Source organism: Burkholderia sp. L27(2015), from assembly GCF_009765705.1.
In the GTDB taxonomy this organism is placed as follows: domain Bacteria; phylum Pseudomonadota; class Gammaproteobacteria; order Burkholderiales; family Burkholderiaceae; genus LMUX01.
Window position 1 is genome coordinate 1,452,057 of record NZ_LMUX01000021.1, and the last position, 24,415, is coordinate 1,476,471.

General features: G+C 59.5%; 20 protein-coding genes. 9 read left to right on the top strand and 11 right to left on the bottom strand.

What is annotated here, in order from left to right; translation table 11 throughout:
- Positions 1-10: 10 nt before the first annotated feature.
- Positions 11-793, bottom strand: coding sequence for an IclR family transcriptional regulator (locus tag GSQ77_RS24875; RefSeq protein WP_158905809.1), 783 nt, complete (start codon positions 791-793; stop codon positions 11-13).
- Between the two features lie 295 nt (positions 794-1,088).
- Between GSQ77_RS24875 and GSQ77_RS24880 the strand changes: the two genes are divergently transcribed.
- Together GSQ77_RS24880 and GSQ77_RS24885 are read left to right on the top strand one after the other, a co-directional pair.
- Positions 1,089-2,468 (top strand): MFS transporter, encoded by a 1,380-nt coding sequence (locus GSQ77_RS24880; RefSeq protein ID WP_158905811.1) that lies wholly within the window; start codon positions 1,089-1,091, stop codon positions 2,466-2,468.
- 135 nt (positions 2,469-2,603) lie between these two features.
- Positions 2,604-3,062: a type II 3-dehydroquinate dehydratase gene (locus tag GSQ77_RS24885; protein ID WP_158905813.1), complete on the top strand. Its 459-nt coding sequence runs from the start codon at positions 2,604-2,606 to the stop codon at positions 3,060-3,062.
- A 45-nt stretch (positions 3,063-3,107) separates the two neighbouring features.
- On the opposite strand, the gene GSQ77_RS24890 is transcribed toward GSQ77_RS24885, so the two are convergent.
- A complete protein-coding gene (locus GSQ77_RS24890; protein ID WP_158905815.1) occupies positions 3,108-4,094 on the bottom strand; it encodes an AraC family transcriptional regulator in 987 nt (328 codons plus the stop codon).
- 139 nt (positions 4,095-4,233) lie between these two features.
- On the opposite strand from GSQ77_RS24890, the gene GSQ77_RS24895 reads away from it, so the two are divergent.
- The 4 genes from GSQ77_RS24895 to GSQ77_RS24910 all read left to right on the top strand — a co-directional run bounded on the left by GSQ77_RS24895 (position 4,234) and on the right by GSQ77_RS24910 (position 7,787).
- Entirely contained in the window at positions 4,234-5,040 is an 807-nt protein-coding gene (locus tag GSQ77_RS24895) for a bifunctional 2-polyprenyl-6-hydroxyphenol methylase/3-demethylubiquinol 3-O-methyltransferase UbiG (protein WP_158905817.1), read from the top strand.
- Between the two features lie 71 nt (positions 5,041-5,111).
- Positions 5,112-6,698: an ABC transporter permease subunit gene (locus GSQ77_RS24900; RefSeq protein ID WP_158905819.1), complete on the top strand. Its 1,587-nt coding sequence runs from the start codon at positions 5,112-5,114 to the stop codon at positions 6,696-6,698.
- A complete protein-coding gene (locus GSQ77_RS24905; protein ID WP_158905821.1) occupies positions 6,677-7,318 on the top strand; it encodes an ABC transporter permease subunit in 642 nt (213 codons plus the stop codon). The genes GSQ77_RS24900 and GSQ77_RS24905 overlap by 22 nt, the downstream gene beginning before the upstream one ends.
- Positions 7,319-7,463: 145 nt before the next feature.
- Positions 7,464-7,787, top strand: a complete 324-nt coding sequence (locus GSQ77_RS24910) for an SDR family NAD(P)-dependent oxidoreductase (protein WP_301951185.1) — start codon at positions 7,464-7,466, stop codon at positions 7,785-7,787.
- Positions 7,788-7,938: 151 nt separating this feature from the next.
- Here GSQ77_RS24910 and GSQ77_RS24915 read toward each other — a convergent pair whose 3' ends face one another.
- Entirely contained in the window at positions 7,939-8,874 is a 936-nt protein-coding gene (locus GSQ77_RS24915) for a helix-turn-helix domain-containing protein (RefSeq protein WP_158905823.1), read from the bottom strand.
- A 182-nt stretch (positions 8,875-9,056) separates the two neighbouring features.
- Here GSQ77_RS24915 and GSQ77_RS24920 point away from each other — a divergent pair, with 182 nt between their 5' ends.
- Positions 9,057-9,812: an SDR family NAD(P)-dependent oxidoreductase gene (locus GSQ77_RS24920; protein ID WP_158905825.1), complete on the top strand. Its 756-nt coding sequence runs from the start codon at positions 9,057-9,059 to the stop codon at positions 9,810-9,812.
- A gap of 21 nt (positions 9,813-9,833) precedes the next feature.
- Here the strand turns inward: GSQ77_RS24920 and GSQ77_RS24925 are convergent, their stop codons facing one another.
- The 7 genes from GSQ77_RS24925 to GSQ77_RS24955 all read right to left on the bottom strand — a co-directional run bounded on the left by GSQ77_RS24925 (position 9,834) and on the right by GSQ77_RS24955 (position 19,387).
- Entirely contained in the window at positions 9,834-11,357 is a 1,524-nt protein-coding gene (locus GSQ77_RS24925) for a CoA-acylating methylmalonate-semialdehyde dehydrogenase (RefSeq protein WP_158905827.1), read from the bottom strand.
- A 57-nt stretch (positions 11,358-11,414) separates the two neighbouring features.
- A complete protein-coding gene (locus tag GSQ77_RS24930; protein WP_158905829.1) occupies positions 11,415-12,056 on the bottom strand; it encodes a DsbA family oxidoreductase in 642 nt (213 codons plus the stop codon).
- Between the two features lie 158 nt (positions 12,057-12,214).
- Positions 12,215-13,978, bottom strand: coding sequence for an MOSC and FAD-binding oxidoreductase domain-containing protein (locus tag GSQ77_RS24935; protein WP_158905831.1), 1,764 nt, complete (start codon positions 13,976-13,978; stop codon positions 12,215-12,217).
- A gap of 87 nt (positions 13,979-14,065) precedes the next feature.
- Complete coding sequence (locus GSQ77_RS24940) at positions 14,066-14,836, bottom strand: DUF427 domain-containing protein (protein ID WP_216854938.1); 771 nt, start codon at positions 14,834-14,836, stop codon at positions 14,066-14,068.
- A gap of 302 nt (positions 14,837-15,138) precedes the next feature.
- On the bottom strand, positions 15,139-16,677 hold the full coding sequence (locus GSQ77_RS24945; RefSeq protein ID WP_158905835.1) for an efflux transporter outer membrane subunit: 1,539 nt from the start codon (positions 16,675-16,677) through the stop codon (positions 15,139-15,141).
- Positions 16,674-17,750, bottom strand: coding sequence for an HlyD family secretion protein (locus GSQ77_RS24950; protein ID WP_158905837.1), 1,077 nt, complete (start codon positions 17,748-17,750; stop codon positions 16,674-16,676). The genes GSQ77_RS24945 and GSQ77_RS24950 overlap by 4 nt, the downstream gene beginning before the upstream one ends.
- Positions 17,751-17,755: 5 nt before the next feature.
- On the bottom strand, positions 17,756-19,387 hold the full coding sequence (locus tag GSQ77_RS24955; RefSeq protein ID WP_158905839.1) for an MFS transporter: 1,632 nt from the start codon (positions 19,385-19,387) through the stop codon (positions 17,756-17,758).
- 578 nt (positions 19,388-19,965) lie between these two features.
- On the opposite strand from GSQ77_RS24955, the gene GSQ77_RS24960 reads away from it, so the two are divergent.
- Entirely contained in the window at positions 19,966-20,865 is a 900-nt protein-coding gene (locus GSQ77_RS24960) for a LysR family transcriptional regulator (RefSeq protein ID WP_158905841.1), read from the top strand.
- A gap of 16 nt (positions 20,866-20,881) precedes the next feature.
- On the opposite strand, the gene GSQ77_RS24965 is transcribed toward GSQ77_RS24960, so the two are convergent.
- Positions 20,882-21,910, bottom strand: a complete 1,029-nt coding sequence (locus GSQ77_RS24965) for a GlxA family transcriptional regulator (RefSeq protein ID WP_158905843.1) — start codon at positions 21,908-21,910, stop codon at positions 20,882-20,884.
- A gap of 622 nt (positions 21,911-22,532) precedes the next feature.
- On the opposite strand from GSQ77_RS24965, the gene ilvB reads away from it, so the two are divergent.
- On the top strand, positions 22,533-24,398 hold the full coding sequence (gene ilvB, locus GSQ77_RS24970) for a biosynthetic-type acetolactate synthase large subunit (protein ID WP_158905845.1): 1,866 nt from the start codon (positions 22,533-22,535) through the stop codon (positions 24,396-24,398).
- Positions 24,399-24,415 lie beyond the last annotated feature (17 nt).

The following is a 24,415-nucleotide window of genomic DNA, read 5'->3' on the forward strand; positions in this document are numbered from 1 at the left end:
AGCCGCTTGATCAACGCCCGCGGCTAAAGAGCGGCGAGGCGTGGCTGGCTGCGGCCAGTTCTGCAGCCGCCGCCACTAGCGTCGGACCGAGCTGCGCCATACGCTTTTCGTCCAGCCTCACCAAAGGCCCGGCAATGCTGATCACACCCATGGCGGGGTAACCGCGTCGTTGTATGGGCGCTGCCATTGCCGTCATTCCCGGGGCAAAGACTTCGCTGATGGTGGCATACCCGCGCTCGCGCGCCGCATGGATATAGGCCAACAAACCTGCGACGGTCGTTGGCGCCTTCGGTCCGTATTGTTTGGGTTGTCCGAACCCTTGACGCGATACCAATTCGAGCGCGCGTTCGTCCGTCATCGTCAGCATCCAGGCATGGCCCGTCGCGCTGCACGAGAGCGTCGTGTCCATCCCCATATCCGGATCGTAACGCAGGCCCTTCAACGCGCCTTGTGCTTTGGCCACCCAGGTCAGTCGATCGTCATCGACGATCGCGAGGCGTACCAGCTCGCCCGATAGTTCGGCGAGGCGGTCGAGCGCGGCCTGCGCAATGTCGACGATTCCCGACGTGGCCAGAAAGCCGAGGCCCAAGCCCACCAGCTTGGTCGTGAGCACGTAGTCGCCATGCTCGCGCAATTGACGAACATAGCCGCAGCGCTTGAGGTCAGTGAGCAGGCGATGACAAGCACTACGCGGTATGTCGAGGTCGTCGGCGATCATCGCCAACGGCGTGCCTTCGACCTGGGTCGCGAGATGTTCGAGGATCGCGAGCGTGCGCTCGAGGACGCTGGACATGAAAGGCTCCGTTTGTTTTCTTGAAGATGGCAGCGCCATTACCCGTTCATCATCTCATAATAAGAAATGAAATTCCAGTATGGAACAGTGTTCCAGTATCGCTGCTAGGATTTGTTTGCGGGCGCCAAATGAAACGTTTGCCGACACGCAAATGAGTTGTTTGCCGGCACGCAAATGCATTGCTACGCGCAGGGCATTCGATTAAAACGACTTCACAAGAACCGGGGCTGGGCATCGACCTGCCGATGCACGCTACCGTTTGACGTCCTGCAACATAGCGGGACAAGGAGACAACATGATGCACGAGGCGCAACACCACTCGCACCACTCGTCCGCTGGAATGCGCGCGCGAGCCGTTACCGCCGCCACGATCGGCACCGCGCTGGAGTGGTTCGATTTCACGCTGTACGGCGCGCTGGCGGCAACACTGCTGCCCCGGCTGTTCTTTCCTTCGATGGATCCCACGTCTGCCTTGCTCGCGTCGTTGGCCACGTTTGGCGTTGGCCTTGCAGCCCGGCCGCTGGGTGCCATCATCTGCGGGCATCTCGGTGACAAACTGGGCCGCCGCAACCTGATGCTCGCAACCGTCACGATCATGGGGCTTTCGTCCGTGCTGATGGGGCTGCTACCGACCTACGCCAGCATCGGAGTGTGGGCGCCCGTGTTGCTCGTCGCACTGCGCATCCTGCAAGGTTTCGCGCTGGGTGGCGAATCGACAGGCGCGCAACTGATGGCGATCGAACATGCGAGCCCCGAGCGTCGCGGTCGGTATTCGGGGCTGCTTGGCCTGTGCTCGCCGTTCGCCCAGATATTCGCCAACGGGGCTTTGTTGCTGTTGGCATCCACGATGTCGGCGGCGGATTTCGAGTCATACGGCTGGCGTATTCCGTTCCTCTTGAGCTTCGTGCTTGTCGCGGTCGGCCTCTATGTGCGTTTGAAAGTGAGCGAGACGCCGGCATTCGAGGAAATGCGCAAGACGCAGGTTGTACAGGTGGGCAATCCGCTTCGCGATGCGCTGCGGTTCCACTGGCGGACTGTGCTTCGCTGGATGTTGTTCTTCTGCGGCCCTGCGGCGATCTTTTACCTGATCGTGGTGTTCTCGCTGAGCTACATCACCAAGACGCTCGCCGTGCCGAAGCAAACCGGCTTCCTGCTGCTCATGGGCGCCAATGTTTGCGCGATTGTCGGCGCCCTGGCCGGAGGAATGCTGAGCGACAAGATAGGGCGTAAAAAGGCGCTTGCCTTGGGTTCCATTGCCACGCTGCTGATTCTCTTTGTTTACTTCCAGATCCTGGATACGAAGAGTTTTGTTCCGATGTTGGCCATCATGGGGTTGTTCCTGGGCTTCACGCAATTCCAGAGCGGTATCCAGCCGGTTGCGTTTGCCGAGGCGTTCCCGACGAACGTGCGGTATTCGGGTTCTGCGCTGGCCTACACGGGTGCAAACCTGATTGCGGGCGGACCGATGCCGGTGTTGGCGGTGTGGCTGTTCTCGATTTGTAATGGCTCGCCGTGGGGCGTGGTCGGCGTTTGCGTCGCGTTCAACGTCATTTCCTTGATAGCGATCTTGACCGCTCCGGAGACCTTGGGCATCGACATGAATCGCACGGACCCTGCGGCCAAACTGTCCGGCACAGCGGGGTTTGCTGATGTCGGTCTCACCAAACCACACTGAAAAACCTTGAGCGGACCGCCATTCGGCGGCCGCGTTGACTATGGCGTTGGCCACCGTGTCGACCCTAAGGGATGACTCCACGGGTTGACCTTACGGGTTGACCTTACGGGTTGACCTTATTTAAGCGATCTAACCATGACAGAACTCGTATACGTATTGAATGGCCCGAACCTCAACATGCTGGGAAAGCGCGAGCCGCATCTATACGGCACCACCACCTTGGCTGAAGTCGAACGCCAGGTGAAGGCCCTGGCGTTTAAGCTCGACCTCGCATGCGAGTTTCGTCAGACCAATAGCGAGGCAACAATGGTGGACTGGCTACAGGAAGCATTCGAGCGGGACGCCGGCATCATACTCAACCCGGCCGGCTTCTCCTTTGCGTCCATTCCGGTCCTCGATGCCGTCAAGCTGACGCAGCGCCCCGTGCTGGAACTGCATATTACGAACATTCATCGCCGCGAGGAAACGCATCGTAACTCGCTGATTTCGCGAGTGGCGACGGCAGTGATTTGCGGACTGGGAGTCGACGGATATTTACTCGCGTTACAGGCAATGGCGACCCTGCTGCACAAGAACTCGTCGTTTAGCAGGTAGTTAATATGCTGATGTGACAAAACACACCAGCCATCAAGTCCACGATCAGGTCCGTGCGCGAAAATCAAGCGGCGACATGTCGTAGGCACGGCGAAAGGCGTGATTGAAATCCGACGCGCTCTTGAAACCGAGTCCGAAAGCAATTTCTATCACAGCCATATGTGGAAACCGCACTAGCTCATCGGCTGCCTCGCGCAGCCTGCGGTTGCGAATATAGGTAGACAGACCGCCCTCGCTCTCAAACAGGCGATACAGGGTAGCGCGAGACAACCGCGACGCATTGAGCACGCTTTCGGGCGATAGATCGGGCTGATGCAGATTGTCATGGATATAACGCCGCGCGGCGCTGAACATGGCGGCGCGCGCTGCGATATGTGCGCTGCCGCTCAGGCGCGTCTGTTTGCCGAAAGCGATCGCGATCAACTGGGCACAGGTGCTGATGGCGCTGTGCGCCTCGTCCGCGGTCATGGTACGCAAGCGGCTGAGCGCGGCCAACTGCGCGGGGATCATGCGGGCAATCGGTGAGGTGTATTCAATCACGCGGCCATGAATCGATTCCGCTGCCGGAACGATCGCATCCACCAACGCGCGCGCCACGTAGAATGCCTGCACCCGGCAGGCGGGGCGCTTCATGCGCATCGGCTGGTCCATATCCAGCGCGAGGATGCCGGGCCCGGCTTGCATAGCGGTGCGCTCTGGGTACAAGCCCGTCACGGTCTCGATAGATCCCTCCACGACCACGTGGAAAACATAATCGCGCATGTTGTCCCTGGAAATCCGCGTCACCGAACGCGTCTGCGACAAGGGATCGGTGAGGCTATCCAAAAACATCACATCTTTGACTCGGTAACTATCTATCGTTCCGTGGAACCCATTGGCCACTTGTGCGCGCGCGATCGGCACATCCAGGATATGGCCGACCCGATCCCGCCAGGCGAGTATTTGATGTGCCTGCGCTTCGTTTTGCGTGGTGAAGTGGGTGTGGATGAGCTTGGGCGCAGATGCCCCCCCGTCAATGAAATCGATCGCCATGGCTTTTCTACTCGTTTCCTAATCAATATCGACACTTTTGTCTTCGTAACAGAAACTTATTTCAAAACCTGAGACGCTCGATCAATACCCTCACTCAAGGTCGTCTAGACTCCGCCCGACCAACCAGGGGTGTGGCGAAATGGACGAGCAAACAGTCGACGTTACGGCGGCGATGACCGAAACGTACGACCACTATTTTTCGAGCGATGAATACCGTTTGCGCTATCCGGTCCCTAATTATGCGACGCTCGAATATGTAATGGCAAGGGGGGCGGGCAGCGGGACGAATATTCTCGACTTCGGCTGTGGCAATGGGCGTTATGGGCTGGCCCTGCTGGAGCGCACGCAAGCCAGAATAACGGGCTACGACATTTCGCGGGCGTCGCTTGCCGAATTCGAGTCGGTTCTGCAACGAACCCCACACCGTGATCGCGTGACCTTGATCCACGGCGAGCTCGAGAATTTAGACCCGGAGAAGCCGCATGACGTCGTGTTGATGTTGTTCGGCGTCTTGTCGCATATCGGTATTCGTGCCAAGCGCATCGATGCATTACGCAAAGTCCGTTCGCTGATTACGCCCAATGGAAAGCTCATCCTGTCGGTGCCCAGCATTTATCGACGCAGACCCATGGAATTGTTGAAATTCTGGGTTAGTCGTCGCCTCGGTCTGGCACGCGCTCCTCAGAACGAACCCGGAAATATCTTTTTTTCGCGCGCCATCGACGGCAGGCCCGTCGTGTTTTTTTATCACCTTTATTCGGTGGCCAGACTGCGTGAAGAACTGGCGCTATCCGGATTCAAGATGAGCGAATGTGGGCCGGAAAGCTTTCTGCCGGAATGGCTGGTGACCCAATCTTCGCTGGCGCGTTGGTTCGACAACCTGATAGTCCGGATACTGCCTGCGTCGCTAGGTTATTGCATTCGTGTGACAGCCGATCCCGTCTAGATAATCGTGATGCCTCGCCGATCGAGGTGCCGATTCAATCGAAAAATCCCATGCGCAGAGCTCGATTTCTCTTGTCCGTAATTTTTATCCTGCTGCTGACGAGCGCCGCCCATGCGGTCGCCTCCGGCCGCATGGACATGATCAAGAAGCGCGGAGAAGTCGTGGTCGGCGTGAAGGTGGATTACCCGCCATTCGGGATGCTGGATTCCGAGGGCACGCCTATCGGTCTTGAACATGATCTGGCTGTCGATCTGGCCAGGCAACTCGGCGTGAAACTACGCACGGTCGCGGTGACGGGCGCCAACCGCTTGCAAGCATTGGACGACGGCCGGGTGGATGTGGTGATTGCCACCACGGCGGATACGGCTGAGCGGCGAAAAATTGCCACCATGGTGGAACCCAGTTACTACTCGTCCGGTGTCACATTGATGACCCGGCCCGATGTCACGTTGACCAAATGGTCGGATCTGCGCGGTCAGCAAGTCTGCGCAACTCAGGGTAGTTATTTCAATCGCACCATGACGACGCGCAATCTGCTGTCGCTGCAAGTGTACGGCAGCGGACGCGATGCCAAGCTTGCCGTGCGCGACAGACGCTGCGTGGGCTGGTTATTCGACAATACTGCGATTGCCGGCGATCTGCGCTCCCCGGAGTGGCACGATTACCAGGCAACGCTGCCGCCACAGCTGATCACGCCATGGGCAATCGCCATCGCGCAATCCGAGAGCGGCGGCGATTTCGACCGGTTCATCGGCGACACCGTGGCCGGCTGGCATCGGGACGGCTTCTTGATAGCACTTGAGAAAAAATGGGGCTTGGCGCCCAGCCGTTTCCTGGCCGACGAATCCCGGCGGTGGAATGCAAAAGACGCCAACGGTCAATTCATCTGCCGGCGCGACGCGAACGGCGTCTGGCCCGCACAGTGCCGCAACCCGATATTCGTCGTCTCGTCGGAGGTCACCGGCATCAGAAAATTGGGCCTTTACGTCAAGGAGAAGACCGGCATCAACCTGACGTTTATCTATGACGATTACGAGCGTGGCCAGTTCGTTCACGGGGTGATCACGACATTGGCGCTCACGGTCTCTTGCGTGCTGGGCAGCTTGTTGGTGGGCATAGTGTTTGCCACCCTGGCCGACGCGAACATAGCGGTTGCCAGCCGCGCGATCCAGTTCAGTGCACTCGTGGGCCGGATGACCCCACCGTTGGTGCAGATCTACGTGCTGTTTTTTGGCATAGGCAGCGTCATCGCCCGGGTCTGGGGCATCAGGCTGGACCCATTCACGGTTGTCGTGGTTTGCTTGTCCTTCACCACCGGATCCAGCGTGATGAATGCCATGCTGAATGCGGCTGAAGCGCGCCGCAAGGTGGTCGCCGGTTTCCGATTGACGCTGGCAACCGTCCCCGAGGTCATCGTCCAGTCTTCAGCGCCCGTGACGGCCGCCCTGGTCAACGTAACGAAAGCAACCATGATGGCCAGTGCCATATCGGTGCCCGATCTGTTGTCGGTGTCCACGTCCATCATTGCCGAACATGGCGATGTCGGTGTCGTGATGAACACGTTGATGTTGTTCTACCTGATGCTGAGCTTTACGGTGATCAGGTTGTTCCGGCTGGTGGAGAGGAAGGGGGCGAAATGGGTTTCGGCGAAGTACTGAAAGACTTGTTGCATTGGTCGCCGTTTCTAGCCAGAGGATTTCTGTGGAATATCCTCATTTCGATCGTGGCGATGAGTTTCGGCACTGTGCTGGGCTGCGGCTTTGCCGTCATGCGCGCTTCGTCGCGCGCGTCGGTATCCCGCACTAGCGGCACGTTGACCGAATTCGCCCGCAATATACCGACCTTCGTATTTCAGTTTTACCTGGTATTCATGTTGCCGATCGCGATTTCCGTGCCGTATTTCAACGTGGTCGTACCGATTCCGTCATGGTTGAAAGCGTCGCTCGCGCTGTCCATGGCGGTGACCGGCTTTGTATCGGACAATCTGTTGGTGGCGATCAAGGCGTGGCGCGGGGGCAATCACATCGATGCGATGTTGTTCGTTCCTAACTGGGCCAATTATTTTGTGTTGATTGTCATGGCTTCTAGCGCGGCTTCGATCATCGGTGTCGGTGAACTCGTGAGCAGTTGCAATACGGTCATCAATGCGATCGGCAAGACGCAAATCATCTTGTGGGTCTACCTGTATGCGATGGTTTGGTTCTTCTTGTTTTGTTATCCGGTGGTGAAGGGCATGCGTGTCGTGCGCCGCTATATCGAGGCGCGGCATATACCTTGAGCGCGATCCATCTTCTTCAACTATAAAAACGACCTCCGCTGCGCCGCCTTGCTAAAAAATCTCGCAGACAAAGAATCGCTTACTGCGCAAACGCGATCATGCTGGAGCGAGTTAGCGTGATATTCCTAGTCACGCTGGCCGGCGCATTGGCGAGAATCCAGGCAGCCGAGAGCTCACGCACGACGACGATGTGCAGCGTTTGGTCGAGGATGCGGTAAAGCTCGCAGGCCCTATCGATATCCTGGTCAACAATGCCGGCGGCTCGGGGGGATCAAAAGAGAGCTGGGCAGATACGCTAGCCGCTTCATGGATAGCCACCTATGATCGCAACGTTCTGGCTGCGCTTCGTGTGACTACGCGGCTGTTGCCTGACATGAAACGAGCTCGATGGGGTCGCGTGATCAATATTTCAAGTTACATTACCGGCATGAATCTGCGAATTGACGGCGGCCTATCGCCCAGCCTATAAAATCATGACGTTCTACCGTGAATGCTCGCTTATTGGCCAATGCCGCCGCTCAACTCGATGCCGTGCCCAGGGCCGCTTCCAAAGCGCAACGATCTGGGCCGGTATCGCGGCTGGCGGGGAGGACGTGGTCGGTATCAAAACAGCGTAGAAATTATCTGACACTATCATCGTTGACTTGCCTTTGGGTATCACGATATTTGCTAGGCGTCATGCCGGTTACGGCCCGGAATAGTGTCGAAAAGTGACTTGGGCTCGAGTATCCAACCGAGGCACATACCTCAATGATCGGCTGCTCACTTTCCTGAAGCAATTTTTTCGCTTGCTCCATGCGTAGATAGATGAAGTAATTCGACGGTGACATGCCCGTAGATTGCTTGAATACGCGGCTGAAGTGGTATTCGCTCAGTTCCCCGAGCGCAGCGTAGCGACTTAATAGGAACGGCTCGGCAAGACTGCGCGTCATGGCATCAAATATCCTGTGCAGTTTGTATGCTTGCAGTCCACCTCGTGGTCCATGTGCCATGCCCGCCGCCGTTTTGAAGCTGCGCACCAAGTGAACTGTTAACGCCTTCGCAATGCCCTGAATGTAGACATTGCTAGGACGATCCCGTTTGTTAAGCTCGTGCCTTATATGCTCAAGCAAGGAAGACAAGACGCTGTCGGTCTCGCCAGATACTTCGCGCAGCCCGAAGCCCCGAACCGTCTTGCCATGAACGTCGCGTACTGCTTGCACAAGCAGCTGTAATCCGATGTAGACATGCATGACCTGGAAGGGCTGCTCACCGCTAGCGTTCCAACGCATCTCCGTTGGCGCAGTGGCGGTCGTCAAAAAGAAGTCTCCTTCGACGACCCGATTTCCTTTCCATGTACCGCGCGGCACTCTCTCTTCAACCATCGCCTCGCCCGAAATTATCCAAACGATCAATGGCTCGGGTACCGCAGGGATCACGATATTTTCCTGGTGCCGACGTCGCGACAAGATTTGCACGAAGACGTCGTTGGCAGACTCGGCGCGGTGCTCCCTCATCAATTCGCCGGGTATCACTTCCTGAAAAATTTCCGCAGATGTTCGGATAGTGTTCGCCATCAGTCATCTCTCATGAAAAAACGAATAGCAAAATCGCGATAGTGATAGCAAAGGGCCGCGCGACGCAACTTCGCGCTAGCGGCAAGATGACATCTGGTGCTGGCCGATCTTCCAGGGAAGATGCCGGATGAAACATGTCCGAGCGATTGCCAGCGTACTTACCTGCCTTTAGGAGCAGCAACATGAATACGCATAATGTTAATGAGGTTGAGGGAAAAGTCGTTATCGTAACAGGCGCGGCAAGTGGCATCGGTCGGGCCATCACCGAGCTGTTTCACACCCGTGGAGCGTTCATTATCGCGGAGGATATCGACCCGGCGGTGGAAGATATGGCCCGCGATGGACTTGTTCCGTTCGTAGCTGATATCACGAAAGACGGTGTCGCCGAGCGCGCTGTGGCAATGTCGATCGCAAACTTCGGCAGGCTAGATGTTTTGGTCAATTGCGCGGGTCGTATCCTTTACAAGAACATTGTTGATATGACCCGGGAAGAGTGGAACTGGCAGTTGGAAACCAACGTCACCGGGGCTTTTCTACATTCGCGCGAGGCGATGAAGGAGATGATGAAACGTCAATCCGGTGCCATCGTCAATATCGCATCCTATGCGTCTTATTTCGCATTTCCCGGCATCTCCGCCTATACCGCATCGAAAGGCGCTCTTGCCCAACTAACTCGGACCCAGGCCTTGGAAGCAATCGGACATGGCATTCGTGTTAATGCCATCGGGGTCGGCGACGTGGTGACCAACATCCTCAACCACTTCCGCAGCGATGGCCGTGAGTTCCTTGCTGAGCACGGAAAGCGTGCGCCGATAGGCCGCGCCGCGGCGCCGGAGGAAATCGCTGAGGTTGCTGCGTTTTTAGCGTCTGAGCGTGCCAGTTTCATCGTCGGGTCCGTCGTGATGGCAGACGGAGGTATGAGTGTTCAAATCGGTTGACCACTCGCCGGAGTGCTCACCTTACTTCGCCGCGGGCAGCGCGAATTCCGCACCTTTGCCGATGCTGTCGGGCCAGCGCTGCATGACGCTCTTGTAGTGCGTGTAAAAGCGCACCGCTTCCTCGCCATACGCGTGATGATCGCCAAACAGCGATCGTTTCCAGCCCCCAAACGAATGCCACGCCGGCGGCACCGGGCTGGGTATGTTGATGCCCACCATGCCGATGTGAATCTGTCGGGAGAATGCGCGCGCCGCGGCGCCGTCAGAGGTGTAAAACGACACGCAGTTCCCGAGTTCATGCGCGTTGACCAGTGCTATCGCACTCGCGAGATCAGGCACGCGGATAACCGACAGGACCGGCCCGAAAATCTCTTCCCGATAGATGGTCATATCGGGCTTCACGTTGTCAAAGAGCGAGCCACCGAGAAAGAAGCCTTCCTCGTGGCCGTCCACTTTATGGCCGCGACCATCGACGACGAGCTTGGCACCTGCCGCGATGCCCGCATCGATATAGCCCAACACTTTGGTGCGATGCGCGGCGCTGATGAGCGGGCCCATGTCCAGAGGCTCCTCCATGCCGCCGCCGATCTTGAGCGAGCGCACGCGCGGCGCGAGGCGCTCGACCAGCTCATCGCCAATACGTCCTACCGCCACGGCGACCGAGGTTGCCATGCAGCGCTCGCCGGCCGAGCCATACGAAGAGGCGATCAGCGCGTCGACCGCTTGATCAAGATTGGCGTCGGGCATGACGACCAGATGGTTCTTCGCACTGCCCAATGCCTGCACGCGCTTGCCGCGCTTTGCGGTTTCGCTGTAGATGTATTCAGCGACCGGGGTCGAGGCGACGACCGACATCGCGACGACATCGGGGTGCTGGATCAGCGCATCGACGACGGCCTTGCTGCCATGCACGACATTGAAGACCCCTTTGGGAAACCCCGCCTCGATGAACAGCTCGGCAAGCCGGATCGATGCCGACGGCGTGCGTTCCGAGGGCTTCAGGATGAACGTGTTGCCGCACGCGGCTGCCATCACAAACATCCAGCACGGCACCACCACCGGGAAATTGAACGGCGTGACACCTGCGGCCACGCCGAGTGGCTGACGTAGATTCCAGTTGTCGATACCGCCGCTGATCTGATCGGTGAACTCGGTCTTGAGCAGGTTCGGAATGCCGCACGCGAATTCGACGATTTCGATACCACGCAGCACCTCGCCCTTCGCATCCGAAAACAGCTTGCCGTGATCGCGCGTAATGAGCTCGGCGAGCTCATCGGTATGCGCGTCGAGCAGCGCCTTGAACTTGAACATCAGACGAGCGCGCGTGAGCGGCGCGGTTTCGCTCCAAGCCGGGAACGCGGCTTTCGCAGCGGCGACGGCGGCGGCGACTTCAGCCGCGTTTGCGACCGGCACTCGGGCCGTCACGCGGCCTAGCGCCGGATCGTAGACGTCGCCGAACTGGCCGCTCGCGCCAGCGGCGCGTTGACCGTCGATGAAATGACTCAACTCACGCACGCGCGTGGCGCCTTGATCTGCTTCGCTCATACATCCTCCTACACCTGTTATCAGCGACGCACCTGCCGTTGCAATTCCAGAGTCACATTACGCTTCGGCCAGAATTTGTTGAATGGCTTTCTCGAATGCTTCGACGGGTTGTGCACCAGTCAGCAGGTAGCGGTTGTTAAAAATGATAGAGGGCACTGAATGGATGCCCATTGCCTGGTATTTCTCTTCTTCCGCACGAACCTCATTGGCATAGTCGCCACCTTCCAGAATAGAGCGTGCCTGCGCGCCGTCAAGCCCGACAGATTCCGCCGCTTCGACCAGAGCTTCACGACTGCTCGTGGGCTTGCCCTCGCCGTGATAAGCCTGCAGCAGCGCCTGTTTAAGCTGTACCTGTTTGCCTGCGATACCGGCCCAATGCATCAGGCGGTGTGCGTCGAAGGTGTTATAGATGCGGGTGCGCGGGCCGAAGGTGAAACCCACCTCCGAGCCGCGCTGCCGGATCTCAGCTTGCGCTTGGGCCACCTGTTGCGGAGTGCGCCCGTATTTCTTGCCGATATGTTCGACAAGGTCTTCACCGTCCTCGCCCATCTGCGGATTCAGTTCGAAGGGATGCATGACCCATTCGGCGTCGACGGTATCGCCCAGTCGTGACACTGCAAGTTGCAGCGAGGATAGGCCGACAGCACACCACGGGCACGCGACGTCGGAGACAAAATCGATTCTGATCGGTTGTTTCATTTTCTTTCCTGATGATGATCACCTGTTGCGTCACTACCTATTCTGGACGAGTTTCGACGCGAAATTGTCACCGCCTCGGCAATTCAATTGTTCCCGTCAGTCAACCATGCTTGAGCCCTGAGCTGCTGCTGTCTACCTCGACGAGCGGGAATTGGCGCTCACAGATCGATGACGACGTCCCCAGCCGGCTGGGCGCAACAGACCAGCACGTTCCCTTGCGCAGGCATGTCGAGCGGCTCGGGACCATAACTGACCGTGCCCGAAACCAGTCCGCTTTCACATCGATGACAAACCCCGGTTCGACACGCCCATCGAGTCGGCACGTCACATGCTTCGGCCAGCTCCAGGATGCTCGGATACACGGCAGTATTCCAATGTGCCGTGACGCCACTGCGCGCGAATGAAACGAGTGGCCCTGTGCTGGCGTCCTCGTGCGGCGTGTGTGGTGGGCGCGTCGCAACGCCGACGATCCCAGGGGTCGCCGCGTCGCCGCCGTTGAAGATTTCGGTGTGTATCCGCTGCGGCGCGACGCTCAGGTCGGCGAGTGCCGTTTTCATGTCCGCCATGAAGCGCGTTGGGCCGCAGAGGTAAAAATCCGCATCGCGCGGCACGCCTGCCTCGTCGAGCGCCGCACGCGACAGATGACCGGTCGCGTCAAAATCCTCGCCGATGTGCTCGCGCAAATCCGGCCGGCTGTAGCACACATAGCTGCGCCCGTGCATCAAGGCGTGAACAAGATCGCGGGCCTCGTGCGCGAACGCGTGGTGCTGCCGGTCGCGAGCGGCGTGCAGCCACCACACCTGCCGCGTCGAGCCCGTTGCGGCCAACGCGTGCAGCATGGCAAGCACAGGCGTGACGCCGATTCCCGCGCTGAGCAGCACCAGCGGACCGTCTCCCGGCCGCAGCACAAAGCTGCCGCGCGGTGCGCTGACGTCGATTGCATCTCCTACATGGACCAGCGTTTGCAAGTAGGTTCCCGCCGCGCCGTTCGGCTCGATCCTGACCCCGAGCCGATAACGCTCGGTCGATGCGGCGCCTGATAGCGAGTAGCTGCGAAAGAGTGGTGCACCGCCGGCGCCCCGTGGCAGACGCAACACGACATACTGACCGGGTAGCGCCGTCTGCAGCGGCTGACCGTTCATGCTCTGCAACGTCAACGAGAGCACGTCGGCGCATGGCTGCTCAATCGCGGTTACCGTGAGCGAGCGAAATCCGGGCGCGACCGGATGCGCAGCGGTGGCGGGCACAAGTCCTGCGTTCCCGTTCGCGGCACCCGTCGTCTGGTCCCGCAGCAAGGCCTCGAATGACTCGTGCCACCCGGGCGAAAGTGCCTCGATGCGCAGCGCCCGTTCCAGCCCCTCGCGCGGATGATGGGCCGAATACAGGAGCGCGTTGATCTCGGTGACGCTCAGGCGCTCGTTTGCCTCGCCGACCTTCACGATTTCGTCGCCCGCGCCGACGGTCCCCTCCTGCAGCACACGCAAATAGAATCCGGGCCGCCCGCTCGATGTCAGCAGGGCAGCCATGCGGGGTTCGTTCATGCGTATGCCGACGCGGTAGCAGGTCACCCGCGGTTGCGTCACCTCGAACAAGGCAGTGCCGATCCGATAACGATCACCGATGCATACTGCGCAGTCCGGCATGCCCTCGATCGTGAAATTCTCGCCGAACTGTCCGTACTCGAAGCCGGTCCGCTGGAGTTGCGCCTGCCAATGGCGATATGACTCGATCTGGTAGACGAACACTGCCCGATGCTCGCCCCCGTGTCCGCCCAGATCGCCTTGGCCGTCTCCGGTCAGATTCAGGCGGCCGGCCCAGCAGCGCCCACGCACCGGCTCCTTCCAGATTCCGGTGTGGACCGTGCGACCTTTCCAGTCAATGTCGCGCGGCAGTCCGACGTTCACCGATAGCAGGCTAGCCATGCTTCTCTCCTTCAATCGCGAGAGTGTGCTCGCAACGCAGTTCGCGACCCCGGTTCACGACCCCGGTTTGCGACCCGCTACCCGCCGTTAGCGGACCGGAAGCACCTCACGCAGCGTCAGCTCTCGATCGGGGCCGTGCGGGATGACGTTCTGGCCTGGCTCGAGCCGCAGTGGCTTGCCATCGAGATGAACCGTGACGACGTCGGGCTCAAACGACAGGCAGTTGGCGATGCGGCCCACCTCAGGGTAGGCATCCGGATAAGCCCAGGCTGCGGGTCGGGTTTCAACGCGGGTTTCGCCACTGGTTTCACTAATATCGTAGTAGCTGCAGATCCCCTTGTACGGGCAGAAGGTCTGGTTTTTCGCGAGGGTGAGGGCGGACTCGTTGACGTCCGCGCGTGGCACGTACCAGCGCGGCGCGAAGCCGGACTCATAGAGAACGAGCGGCCGCTTGGTATCGGCAATGATCTGCTCGCCGTGGCGGACCACCAGATGACGGGACGTCTCGCGTATGTCGATGCGATGGTAGGGGTCAGCGGCATGGCCGAGGATCCGTTCATCCTCCTCAAAGAACGCGTCCATCGCCCGCCAGGCAAACGCGACGCGTGACTGCAGTTCGCTCGCGTGGGTGGGCAGGCCGGTGTGCTGCCACGCCGCGCGCTGCGCGACCTGGTCACCCGAACGCACCGCGAACCATGACGTGGGCCCGAGATCCTGGTGGCGGGTGCTAAGGTCGATGCGCTCCAGCACAGCGGAAGCGATGTCGGTTTCCGGGAAGTAGGCAACCGGATACCGGCCGGGTTCGAATAGCAGAATGACCTGCTCGCTATCGGCGATCCAGGCGCCGCCAAAGCGCACGCGCAATCGCCGGCGTAATGGCTCGACGAATAACAGCCTCGCGGGCAGAGGGTCAGGTACTAGGAATCGGCCGTTGGCTCCCAATGAGAGCGGACCTTGTTGCCATGACAGTCCCATCGCTGGTGTTCCTTCTTAGGAAGTGGCCAGTCGCGACTGCATGGCATCGACCCACACGCGGCTTTGAGATCGTTCGGCGATCGACTGCGCGTGCAGTGTGCGGAGCACGCGACCGGCCGTTGAGATCGCGTCTACCGCATAAATATACGCTTTACCGATAACGATGGTGTATCAGGTCGGCCACATCAATGAGGCAAGGCTTGTTGGGCATACGTCGACTCCCACCCGCCGCCGAGCGCCTTGCACAGCGTGATGAGGTTGGTGTCGGCGTCGGCCTTGCTTTGCTCGAGCTTGCTTTGCGAGTCGAGCAACTGCCTCTGCACATTAAGCACGTCGAGAAAATCGATCGCACCGGCCTTATACCGTTGTTGCGCAATCACCAGCGCGCGCTGGTTCAGGCTGACGACCGTTGTCAGACGATCGCGTCGCCGCTGTTCGGCGTCATAGACGACGAGCGCATCGTCCACCTCTCGCCAGGCCTGAAGAACGGTATGTTGGTAGACGATCGCCGCTTCCTGCTCTTGTGCCTTGCGCAATTGGAGTGTTCCCTTGAGCCGTCCGCCTTCGAATATCGGAAGCGTGATCGACGGTCCGACGACAAACTGGCCGGATGCCCAGTTGGCGAGATTCGAGAGCTGAAGGCTTTGGTACCCTGCGCTGCCGTTGAGCGTTATGCGGGGATAGAAGTCGGCTTTCGCCATTCCGATCGTCGCCGTGGCGGCATGCAGCTGAGCCTCCGCTCTCCTGATGTCGGGTCTACGCTGCACCAGCTCCGATGGAATGCCGATCGGCACCTGGGCTGGGAGTGTCGGCACATCCTGCGCCTGCGCGAGGGTTTGCCGCAGCGCTCCGGGCTCCTTGGCCAGCAACACGCCAATCGCATTGATGGTGGTCTCGGCACTCGATTCGAGCGTCGGGATCAGGGCTTCGATCGTCTCCGCCTGTGCGGCAGCGTTGTCCACGTCCAGGTCCGTCGTGACGCCCTCATGTACGCGCGTTTGCGTGAGCTTCGTGAGGTCGCGGGCGATTTTAAGGTTTTGTTTCGCTATATCGAGCAGAGCCTGCGTGTCGCGCAATTGAATGTAGTCTCGCGCAAGTTCAGCGCGAGCCGACAACAGGACGGCGTTGCGATCCTCATACGAGGCGTCACTGAGCGCAACCGCACCCTCGACACCGCGTCGAACCCGACCCCAGATGTCGACTTCCCACGATGCGTCCACGCCGAACTGGTAGAGGTTGTAAGCCGGCGAGCCCGCGGGGCCCGGCAACGGCGCCACGCCAAGCGGCGTGTTGCCCGAGGCCGACTGCGGCTGACTTGCCGTTGGGCTGACGCCCAGCAATCCCAGGATACCGTTCGGACTGCCACGCTCGCGGTCATAAGACGCGGCGCCGTCCAGCGTCGGATATTCCGCGGCACCCGCAATGCGTTGCCCGGCCCGGCTTTGCCGCAGACGCGCCGACGCTGCCGCCACGTCGAGGTTCGCATCGGCCAGTTGTTGTTCCAGCGAGTTCAGCACGGGATCGTTGAACAGCGCCCACCATTGAGGCTGAAAGTCCGATTCGATGGCTTTGCTGGCGGCCTGCGCAGACTGAGTGCGATCAAACACGTCGGGCGTGGCCGACTGCGGACGTTTGAAGTCCGGGCCGACCAGGCAGCCCGAAAGCGCGGAGCACACCACCACCACAAGCACCGGTGTGCGGAAAGAGAATTCGCGCGCCCTCATTTTGCGTCGACTCCTGCGGTACGCGTATCGCCACGCTTGCCAACGGCAACCTCCGTCTCGACCGAAAGCCCCACGCTCAATTGCGCCGCGGCCTCTTGGCCCGGGTCGATGGTGATCTTGACCGGCACGCGCTGGACGACCTTGGTGAAGTTGCCTGTTGCGTTGTCGGGTGCGATAGGCGAGAAACTCAAGCCCGTAGCGGGAGCAAGACTATCGACATGCCCCCGAATCACCACGCCCGGAAAGGTGTCGACCTTGATACGCACGGGGTCGCCCGGTCGCATGTTGGTGAGCTGATTTTCCTGGAAATTGGCGACGATATAGGCTTCCGACAGCGGGACGATGGCGAGCAATGGCGTGCCGATCGTGACGTATGCGCCGACTCGCACCGAACGTCGTCCCACCTTGCCGTCGACCGGCGCATGGATCTCCGTATACGACAGGTTCAGTTTCGCCTGCTCGAGCACGGCCTGGGCGCGGGCCAACGCGCCCGCCGCCTTGTCGCGCTCGGTACGCAGAACTTCGAGGTTCAGCTCAGTCGCGACGAGCACGGCCCGGTTGCGCGCCTGCTGTGCGAGTTGCTCGGCCAGCGTGCTCGTAGAATGCTGTTGCTCCTGCGTCGTTCCCGCGCCCGCGTCCGAGAGGTTCTTGTAGCGCGCGGCGTTCTGTCGCGCATACGCGATCGTCGCATCATCGGCCTGCAGCGTGGCACGCGCCTGATCGACAAGCGCTGGCTGCCGTGCAATCTCGGCCTCGTAGTTCGCCACCGATGCTTTTGCCGCCGTCACGTCCGCCTGCGCACTCATCAATGCCGCGCGGTAGTCGCGGTCATCGATACGTACCAACAACTGCCCGGCTTTCACCTGCTGGTTGTCCTCTACGAGTACCTCTGTAAGCTGACCGGGGACACGCGGCGCGACCAGCGTGAAATCGGCCGTCACATAAGCGTCGTTGGTGCTCTCGTTGGATGAGTGGGCGAATAGCCTGATGCAAGCCCATACAGCGACGCAGACGATGACCACATAGACGACAAGACGAATTTTTTGGGCAGGAAATCGGTTCTCAGATGGCATAGATATCATTGCTTAGGGGAAGAGGGCGGCGTAGTGCACCAAGGCGGATAAATACGCACGGGCAACACCGGAATAACCAAAAGAAACGCGATGGCGATACCTGCCATCATGAGATAGAGATCCGCCGATGTCAGCACGACAGCCTGCTCGTGGACCCGATGCGCGAGTTCGCCAAGACTATGAGTAGCATTGATGCTTTCGCCCGTCAGCAACGCGCGGTTGCCTAACTGATCCACGAGCATGCTTGAATGAAAATGCTCGCGCGCAGTGCCCACCCCTTGGATGAGACCGGTTGCCCCAGCAGTCGCGAAGGTTTTGACCGTGTTGAACATCGCCGAAGCAAAAGGGCCTTCCGTTGGCGGCAAGCCTGTCGTGACGCCCATGAGGATCCCCATGATCAGCATCGGTTGCCCAAGGATCTCCAACGACTGAAGCCAGTAAAAGTTCTCACGCACCCAATCGGAGCTCACGAAACTACCCAAGAAGCACGTGGTGGCAATCAGCGAGAGTCCAATGGCCATGACCCAGCGATGGTCGACTTGCCGCAGGTTCAGGACCGCGGCTGTTCCAGGGAGCGTCAACAATAACGGAATAGCCAGCAGCAAAAACAGAGGGGTGGTTTGCAACGGCCTATACCCGTGAATTTGCACGAGAAATTGGCTGGGTATGGAGGCGACGCCTACCAGCAGCGTAACCGCGCCCACCAGTGTCAGAAGCCCGTGCGCGAAGTTCCTGCGCTCAAGCAGTTGCAGCTTGAAAAACGGCACCGGATGAAACCACTGGTTGATCAGGAATGCCACGAGCAACAGGGCCCCGCCAATAAACAGCGTGGAGATAACCGGGGAATTCAGCCAATCAAGGCGGTCACCCTGCAGAAAGCCAATGACGAACATCGCCATGGCGGGGTAGCCGAGCAGGAATCCGGTCCAGTTGAACGAACGCAGCCGTTCGAGTTTCATGGGATCCGGCGGAAGTCCCTTGTAGATTGCCACGCAGCTCAGTAAACCAAGCGGCAGGATTTGCCAGAATGTCATCTGCCAACTGACATATTCCGTCCACAATGCGGCGAGAGGCGTGCCGAGCGCGGGCCCCAAGGTCGCGGTGGCCGCGTACCCTGCGAGTCCATATAGCTTGATTTTTGGGGGAAGATAACGCAGCGCCACGATGATCAACATCGGCGGCAGGCATCCGCCAGCCACGCCCTGCAGCCCACGCAACACATAAAGAGCCGGCAGGTTCGGTGCAAAGGGACAAAGAAACCCAAGGAGCATCACGGCCAGCACGGCGCCGATGGTAAATCGCTTCAGCGTGAAGGTTATGCCAAACCACGGAGCAAATACCATCGTGGCCACGTTCGTAGCCTCGAAGATCGCGGTTAGCCAGGTCCCGTCGTCATATCCGACCGAGAACGCGCCCCGAATATCGGCCAGCGCCACTGCGGTGACCTGTTCGTTCAGGATTGACAGTAGCGACGCCAGCAACATCCCGAGCAGGCCGATAGCGAGGCGAAGGGGTAGCTCGGCTTGAGCGGCCGGTTTTTGTACGGGAGGCTGCGCCTGCGGTACAGCAACCGGCGCCGACGATGGTGCGGGCTGCGGCTCTGCCGTTCCGGTTGTCGACGGGTTGGCAGTATTCATAGAGGGCCGATAGTCTATTAGTAATGTTTAATGGGCATTGCATCGGGAAAACCAACCGGCTCATTACCGTATCGCCGCCACGCAACGGATTGAATTCATTGTAGGAGACGGGTCGACTTTCTCAAAGGGGACACAGCTCGCCTATCAGGCCAATCCGTTCGTAAATTTGGCCAAAGTTACCGCTGCTACCATCGCCATTACCACGACACACCATAGGCGCTTCACGCCTCGGGCTGGACCTCCGCGAGATACGTGTTTCTCAAAGTCTCGGTAGGCCGGATAGTGGGACTATCCCTGCGTGAATTTTGCCAAGCTCATCGCGGATACTTTGGCATCGTGCCGATCCGGCAATCATCGATTTCCGTTTGTTTAACAAAGTAAATTTCTCGTACGTTGAATATCGGTAAGGTGTACTGCGTTTATTTGTCGAAACAGTGTGTTGTGGGCCATTTGATATCTTCTTTGAGCCAATCGCGAAAACAGACTGTCGCCATGCAGGATGTGGCGCTTAGAATCGCGGCGTCCGGTCGTCCCGCAGGCAAACATAGTCGGCAAACACATTCAAGTTGGGAATCCACATGAACACATTACGCGAGATGGAGGTTTTCGTAGCCATCGCCGACCAAGGCAGTTTTGTCGGCGCGTCAGAGAAACTTGGTATGTCGACCCCTGCGGTCTCACGCTCACTCAACTCGCTCGAAGCGCGTTTGGGCGCGCAACTGCTGGTAAGGACAACCCGTTCGGTGCGGCCGACGGAGGCGGGTGCGTCATACCTCGATGCCTGCCGCACGGTGTTGGATGTGGTCGCGGACGCCGAAGCCAATGTGTCCACTCGGCAGGACAACCCGGTGGGCACACTGACCATTTCGGTTCCGGTGCTATTTGGCCGGCGCTACATCGCTCCGCTGGTCAATGCCTATGCCCAGCGGTATCCGGACGTTGTCGTGAACGCCGTGTATGCCGATCGCACCACGCGACTTCTCGAGGACGGCGTGGACATCGCCATTCGTATCGGCCATCTGGAAGATTCCGCGATCTACGCGGTGCCGCTGGGCTTTGTGCGACGTCGAACCTACGCGACCCCGGCTTATCTCGCGGCACATGGGGAGCCTATTCATCCCAGGGAGCTCGCGGGTCACCACTGTGTGTCCTTCACAGGAGTGACAAATCCGTTCGAGTGGTTGTTTTATGAAAACGGCGCGAGGCTGCCAGTCCGGCTTCAGCCGCGCATGATAGTCAACCTGGCTCCGGCGGCCGTTGACGCGGCGATTGACCGCGTGGGGATAACGCAATTGTTTTCCTACCAGGCGGCGCCCGAGGTGCTGAGCGGAAGTCTGGTGCCGATCTTGACGGCATTCGAGCCCGAGTCGATTCCGGTCAATTTGCTCCATGTGGAGCGGCGAGGTGCAAGCGGCAAGATTCGGGCTTTCGTGGAGTTCGTGACCGAGACCTTGCGCAACAACGTGCACCTTCAATAGCGCGTGGGCCCGAACGCTACCTCACATATTCCATCTCTGCCGGCTGGTCTTGCTCGTCGGCATCGCTGGAAGTCCATTGCTGCTCGCCGGCCACACTACGGAATCGGAGGCGATATTGCTTGGGCGTGACGTTAAGCCGCCGGGAGAAAGTCGTTCGCATATGCGTGGCGTTGTGAAAGCCGCACTGGAATGCGACCGTCTTGAGAGGCGCATCGGTCTCCTCGAGCAGCTTCCTCGCGCTGTCGACGCGAACCTGTTCGACAAATGCGGACGGCGTTACCTTTGCATACTTCGCGAATAGCCGCGAGAAGGTTCGCCGGCTCACGGAAACGGCGCTCGCAAGCTGTTCGATCGACAGTGCATCGGTGATGTGCTCGGTCACATAGCGCAGCACCTTGCCGACGATCGGATCCTGTTCTTTCCGTACGCCGAGGTAAGGGCTGTATTGAGACTGTCCGCCTTCTCGCTGGATGTAGACGACCAGACGTTTCGCCACCCGCACCGCCAGCTCGTGCCCCCAGTCGTCGGCCACGAGCGAGAGGCACAAATCTATGCCTGCTGTCACGCCGGCAGAGGTAAAGAGGCGTCCGTCCCGGATGAAAATCCTGTCGGGCAGCACACGCGCCAGGGGGAACTCGTCAGCCAGGCGCCCCGCATCGGCCCAGTGCGTCGTGACTTCCTTGCCGTCCAGCAGTCCGGCGTGCGCGAGCGTGAACGCCCCCGTGCAAACGGAGCCGAATCGTGTTGCGCCGCGCGCCTGGTCCTGCAGCCACTTGAGAAACTCGCGTCGTGGTTGGGCGTCGGGCAACTGTGGTCCTCCTGCTACCAGCAGCAGGTCGAATGGCGTGTCGAAGTCCGCATAGCTGTGAGGCGCTGTGACTTGCATCCCGTTCGAGCAGGTCACGATGCCGGCCTGGTATCCGACGAGAGAGACCTGGTATCTCTGATGCTCGGGCAAGAACGTGTTCGCTTCGGCGAATACGTCCATGGGACCCGCCACATCCAGCGCCTGCACACCATCGAATATAACAATGGCGACTTTCATACCGTGATCCTCATGTGTCGTCGATGGAGTGAACTATAAAAGCGAAGCGCGGCCGGATACAGGGGCCGCGCTGACAATTAGTTGTTACATGGCGTATATGTAGTGACGCGCGGCTCGCCTCGAACCGCGGTGACTCGTGTTTGCCGCGCCTTTTGGGCGGGTGTCTCGGGCCGTTCTGACGGGTGTCCCGGGCCGTTCGGGCGGGTGCCAGCTTAACAAGATTGGCGGCGTCCGGCGGCGACTTGTTGTGATAAGGCCTATCTTGATTTCAGATAGCGGGACTTCCAAGCTATCGCGATGATGCTGTCTGCGCGCTTTCAATGCGGGCTTTTGCAGCGGGCATCGTGATGACTCAGATGCAGCCTATCTTGGCCCATAGATAGCCTTCTTTGGCGTGCGTGCAGCATCAAACATTGTCAGAATGGCATAGAACCATTTCTCACGATTCTTCCAGTAGCACATCAAAAAACGTGCGTGATGGGCGGTACTTGGTACGGAGAACCCGTCTGAGCAATCGTCCATAAGCTGGTGCGGAACATACGCTGTTCTCGAGTTGGAAGGGAAATCACCCTTTGATCTTGGTCGCTGATATTGTCAGCGGCCGTTTCCATGCGAGCCAGCGATGACCAAAAACCCCAACGCTAATTTAGCTACCCTCCTGACCCCTCCGGCTGCCGGCGAAACGATGTCGGGTGCCGACATCATCCTGCAAGTACTCAGCGAACAGGGCGTCGATACCGTCTTCGGCTATAGCGGCGGCGCGATTTTGCCGGCGTATGACGCCGTCTTCCGTTTCAACGAAATGCACGCGGATCATCCCGAGCGCCAGATCAACCTCGTGGTGCCGGCCAACGAGCAGGCCGCCGGCTTCATGGCCGCGGGCTATGCACGCGCGAGCGGAAAAGTGGGCGTATTCATGGTGACGTCAGGTCCCGGAGCGACGAACGCAGTCACGCCGATCGCCGACTGTAACGGCGATTCCGTCCCCGTCGTCCTCATCTCGGGACAGGTGCCGCGTGCCGCGATCGGCAGCGACGCTTTCCAGGAGGCGCCGGTCTTTAACATCATGTCCGCGTGCGCCAAGCAGGTGTTTCTGGTCACCGACCCGGAAAAGCTCGAACAGACACTGCGGACCGCCTTCGAAGTGGCTCGCTCCGGCCGTCCCGGCCCGGTTGTCGTGGATGTGCCCAAGGACATCCAGAACTGGACCGGTGTGTATCACGGGCAAGGCACATTGAAGTTTCGAGGCTACACCGAGCGCCTGCGGCAGGTGGCCAAAGGCGCTCGCCTCGAAGAGGGCAAGCGTAGCGAATTTTTCGACCTGTTGGCGCAGAGCAAGCGGCCGCTGCTGTATGTCGGCGGCGGCGTCATTACGGCGGGCGCCACGGCGGAACTGCGTCAGTTTGCGCAGCGTTATCAGATCCCTGTGGTGAACACGCTGATGGGGCTTGGCGTTATGTCCGTGACGAACGAGCTCGGGCTGGGCATGCTGGGCATGCACGGCTCGGCCTGTGCGAACTACGCGGTGGAGGATTGTGACTTCCTGATCGCGGTGGGCGCACGCTTCGATGACCGGGTCGCTGGCGGCCGTCCTCACGCATTTGCGCCCAATGCGCAGCATGTCGCGCATATCGACATCGACGAAGCGGAGATCAACAAAGTCAAGCGGGCACACTGGACGCACGTGGGCGACGCGAAGGAGACCTTGCTGTCGCTGATGCAGCACGATACCGCCGTGCAGGCCCCTTCGGCCTGGGTCGACCATATCAAGAAATTGAAACGGGTCTACGGTATGAATTACGACCGCAACAGTGCGCTGATTCAGCCGCAGTTCGTTGTCGAAAAGCTCAGTGAAATTACCGGCGGCCGAGCCATCGTTACCACAGGCGTCGGCCAGCACCAGATGTGGGTTGCGCAATTTTTCGACTTTGTCCAGCCACGCAGTTTCCTGACGTCGGGCAGTATGGGGACGATGGGTTTCGGGCTGCCGGCCGCGATCGGTGCCCAACTGGCGCGACCGGATGCGCTGGTGATCGACATCGATGGCGACGGTAGCATCCGCATGAACATTGGCGACCTGGAGACGGCTACCACCTACGGCACGCCCGTCAAAGTGCTGCTGCTCAACAATCTCGGTGACGGCATGATCCGGCAGTGGCAGCGTCTCTTTTACGACGGTCGCTTGTGCGTGAGCGACAAGTCGCTGCATCGCAAGGATTTTGTCATGGCGGCGAAGGCCGACGGGTTCGAGTTTGCTGTTCGCGTTGAAGCGAAAAGCGAACTCGAAGACAAACTTAAGGCCTTCATCGCCTTTGACGGGCCGGCTTTCCTCGAAGTCATGATCGACCAGAACGCCGATGTGTTTCCGATGGTGGGGCCTGGGCAAAGCTATACGAATATGGTCACCGGGCCGTTTATTCCGTCACGGCTTGATCGAAATCCCGAAGCGAAGGGCGCAGAGCCTCAAGCGGCCGCCGATATGTTCTAGTCGCATTGGACCGCCGT

What these genes read in the sequence shown, in the direction of transcription:
- GSQ77_RS24875 (WP_158905809.1), bottom strand. Translation starts at nt 793, where the DNA reads ATGTCCAGCGTCCTCGAGCGCACGCTCGCGATCCTCGAACATCTCGCG.
- GSQ77_RS24880 (WP_158905811.1), top strand. Translation starts at nt 1,089, where the DNA reads ATGATGCACGAGGCGCAACACCACTCGCACCACTCGTCCGCTGGAATG.
- GSQ77_RS24885 (WP_158905813.1), top strand. Translation starts at nt 2,604, where the DNA reads ATGACAGAACTCGTATACGTATTGAATGGCCCGAACCTCAACATGCTG.
- GSQ77_RS24890 (WP_158905815.1), bottom strand. Translation starts at nt 4,094, where the DNA reads ATGGCGATCGATTTCATTGACGGGGGGGCATCTGCGCCCAAGCTCATC.
- GSQ77_RS24895 (WP_158905817.1), top strand. Translation starts at nt 4,234, where the DNA reads ATGGACGAGCAAACAGTCGACGTTACGGCGGCGATGACCGAAACGTAC.
- GSQ77_RS24905 (WP_158905821.1), top strand. Translation starts at nt 6,677, where the DNA reads ATGGGTTTCGGCGAAGTACTGAAAGACTTGTTGCATTGGTCGCCGTTT.
- GSQ77_RS24915 (WP_158905823.1), bottom strand. Translation starts at nt 8,874, where the DNA reads ATGGCGAACACTATCCGAACATCTGCGGAAATTTTTCAGGAAGTGATA.
- GSQ77_RS24920 (WP_158905825.1), top strand. Translation starts at nt 9,057, where the DNA reads ATGAATACGCATAATGTTAATGAGGTTGAGGGAAAAGTCGTTATCGTA.
- GSQ77_RS24925 (WP_158905827.1), bottom strand. Translation starts at nt 11,357, where the DNA reads ATGAGCGAAGCAGATCAAGGCGCCACGCGCGTGCGTGAGTTGAGTCAT.
- GSQ77_RS24930 (WP_158905829.1), bottom strand. Translation starts at nt 12,056, where the DNA reads ATGAAACAACCGATCAGAATCGATTTTGTCTCCGACGTCGCGTGCCCG.
- GSQ77_RS24935 (WP_158905831.1), bottom strand. Translation starts at nt 13,978, where the DNA reads ATGGCTAGCCTGCTATCGGTGAACGTCGGACTGCCGCGCGACATTGAC.
- GSQ77_RS24945 (WP_158905835.1), bottom strand. Translation starts at nt 16,677, where the DNA reads ATGAGGGCGCGCGAATTCTCTTTCCGCACACCGGTGCTTGTGGTGGTG.
- GSQ77_RS24950 (WP_158905837.1), bottom strand. Translation starts at nt 17,750, where the DNA reads ATGCCATCTGAGAACCGATTTCCTGCCCAAAAAATTCGTCTTGTCGTC.
- GSQ77_RS24955 (WP_158905839.1), bottom strand. Translation starts at nt 19,387, where the DNA reads ATGAATACTGCCAACCCGTCGACAACCGGAACGGCAGAGCCGCAGCCC.
- GSQ77_RS24960 (WP_158905841.1), top strand. Translation starts at nt 19,966, where the DNA reads ATGAACACATTACGCGAGATGGAGGTTTTCGTAGCCATCGCCGACCAA.
- GSQ77_RS24965 (WP_158905843.1), bottom strand. Translation starts at nt 21,910, where the DNA reads ATGAAAGTCGCCATTGTTATATTCGATGGTGTGCAGGCGCTGGATGTG.
- ilvB (WP_158905845.1), top strand. Translation starts at nt 22,533, where the DNA reads ATGACCAAAAACCCCAACGCTAATTTAGCTACCCTCCTGACCCCTCCG.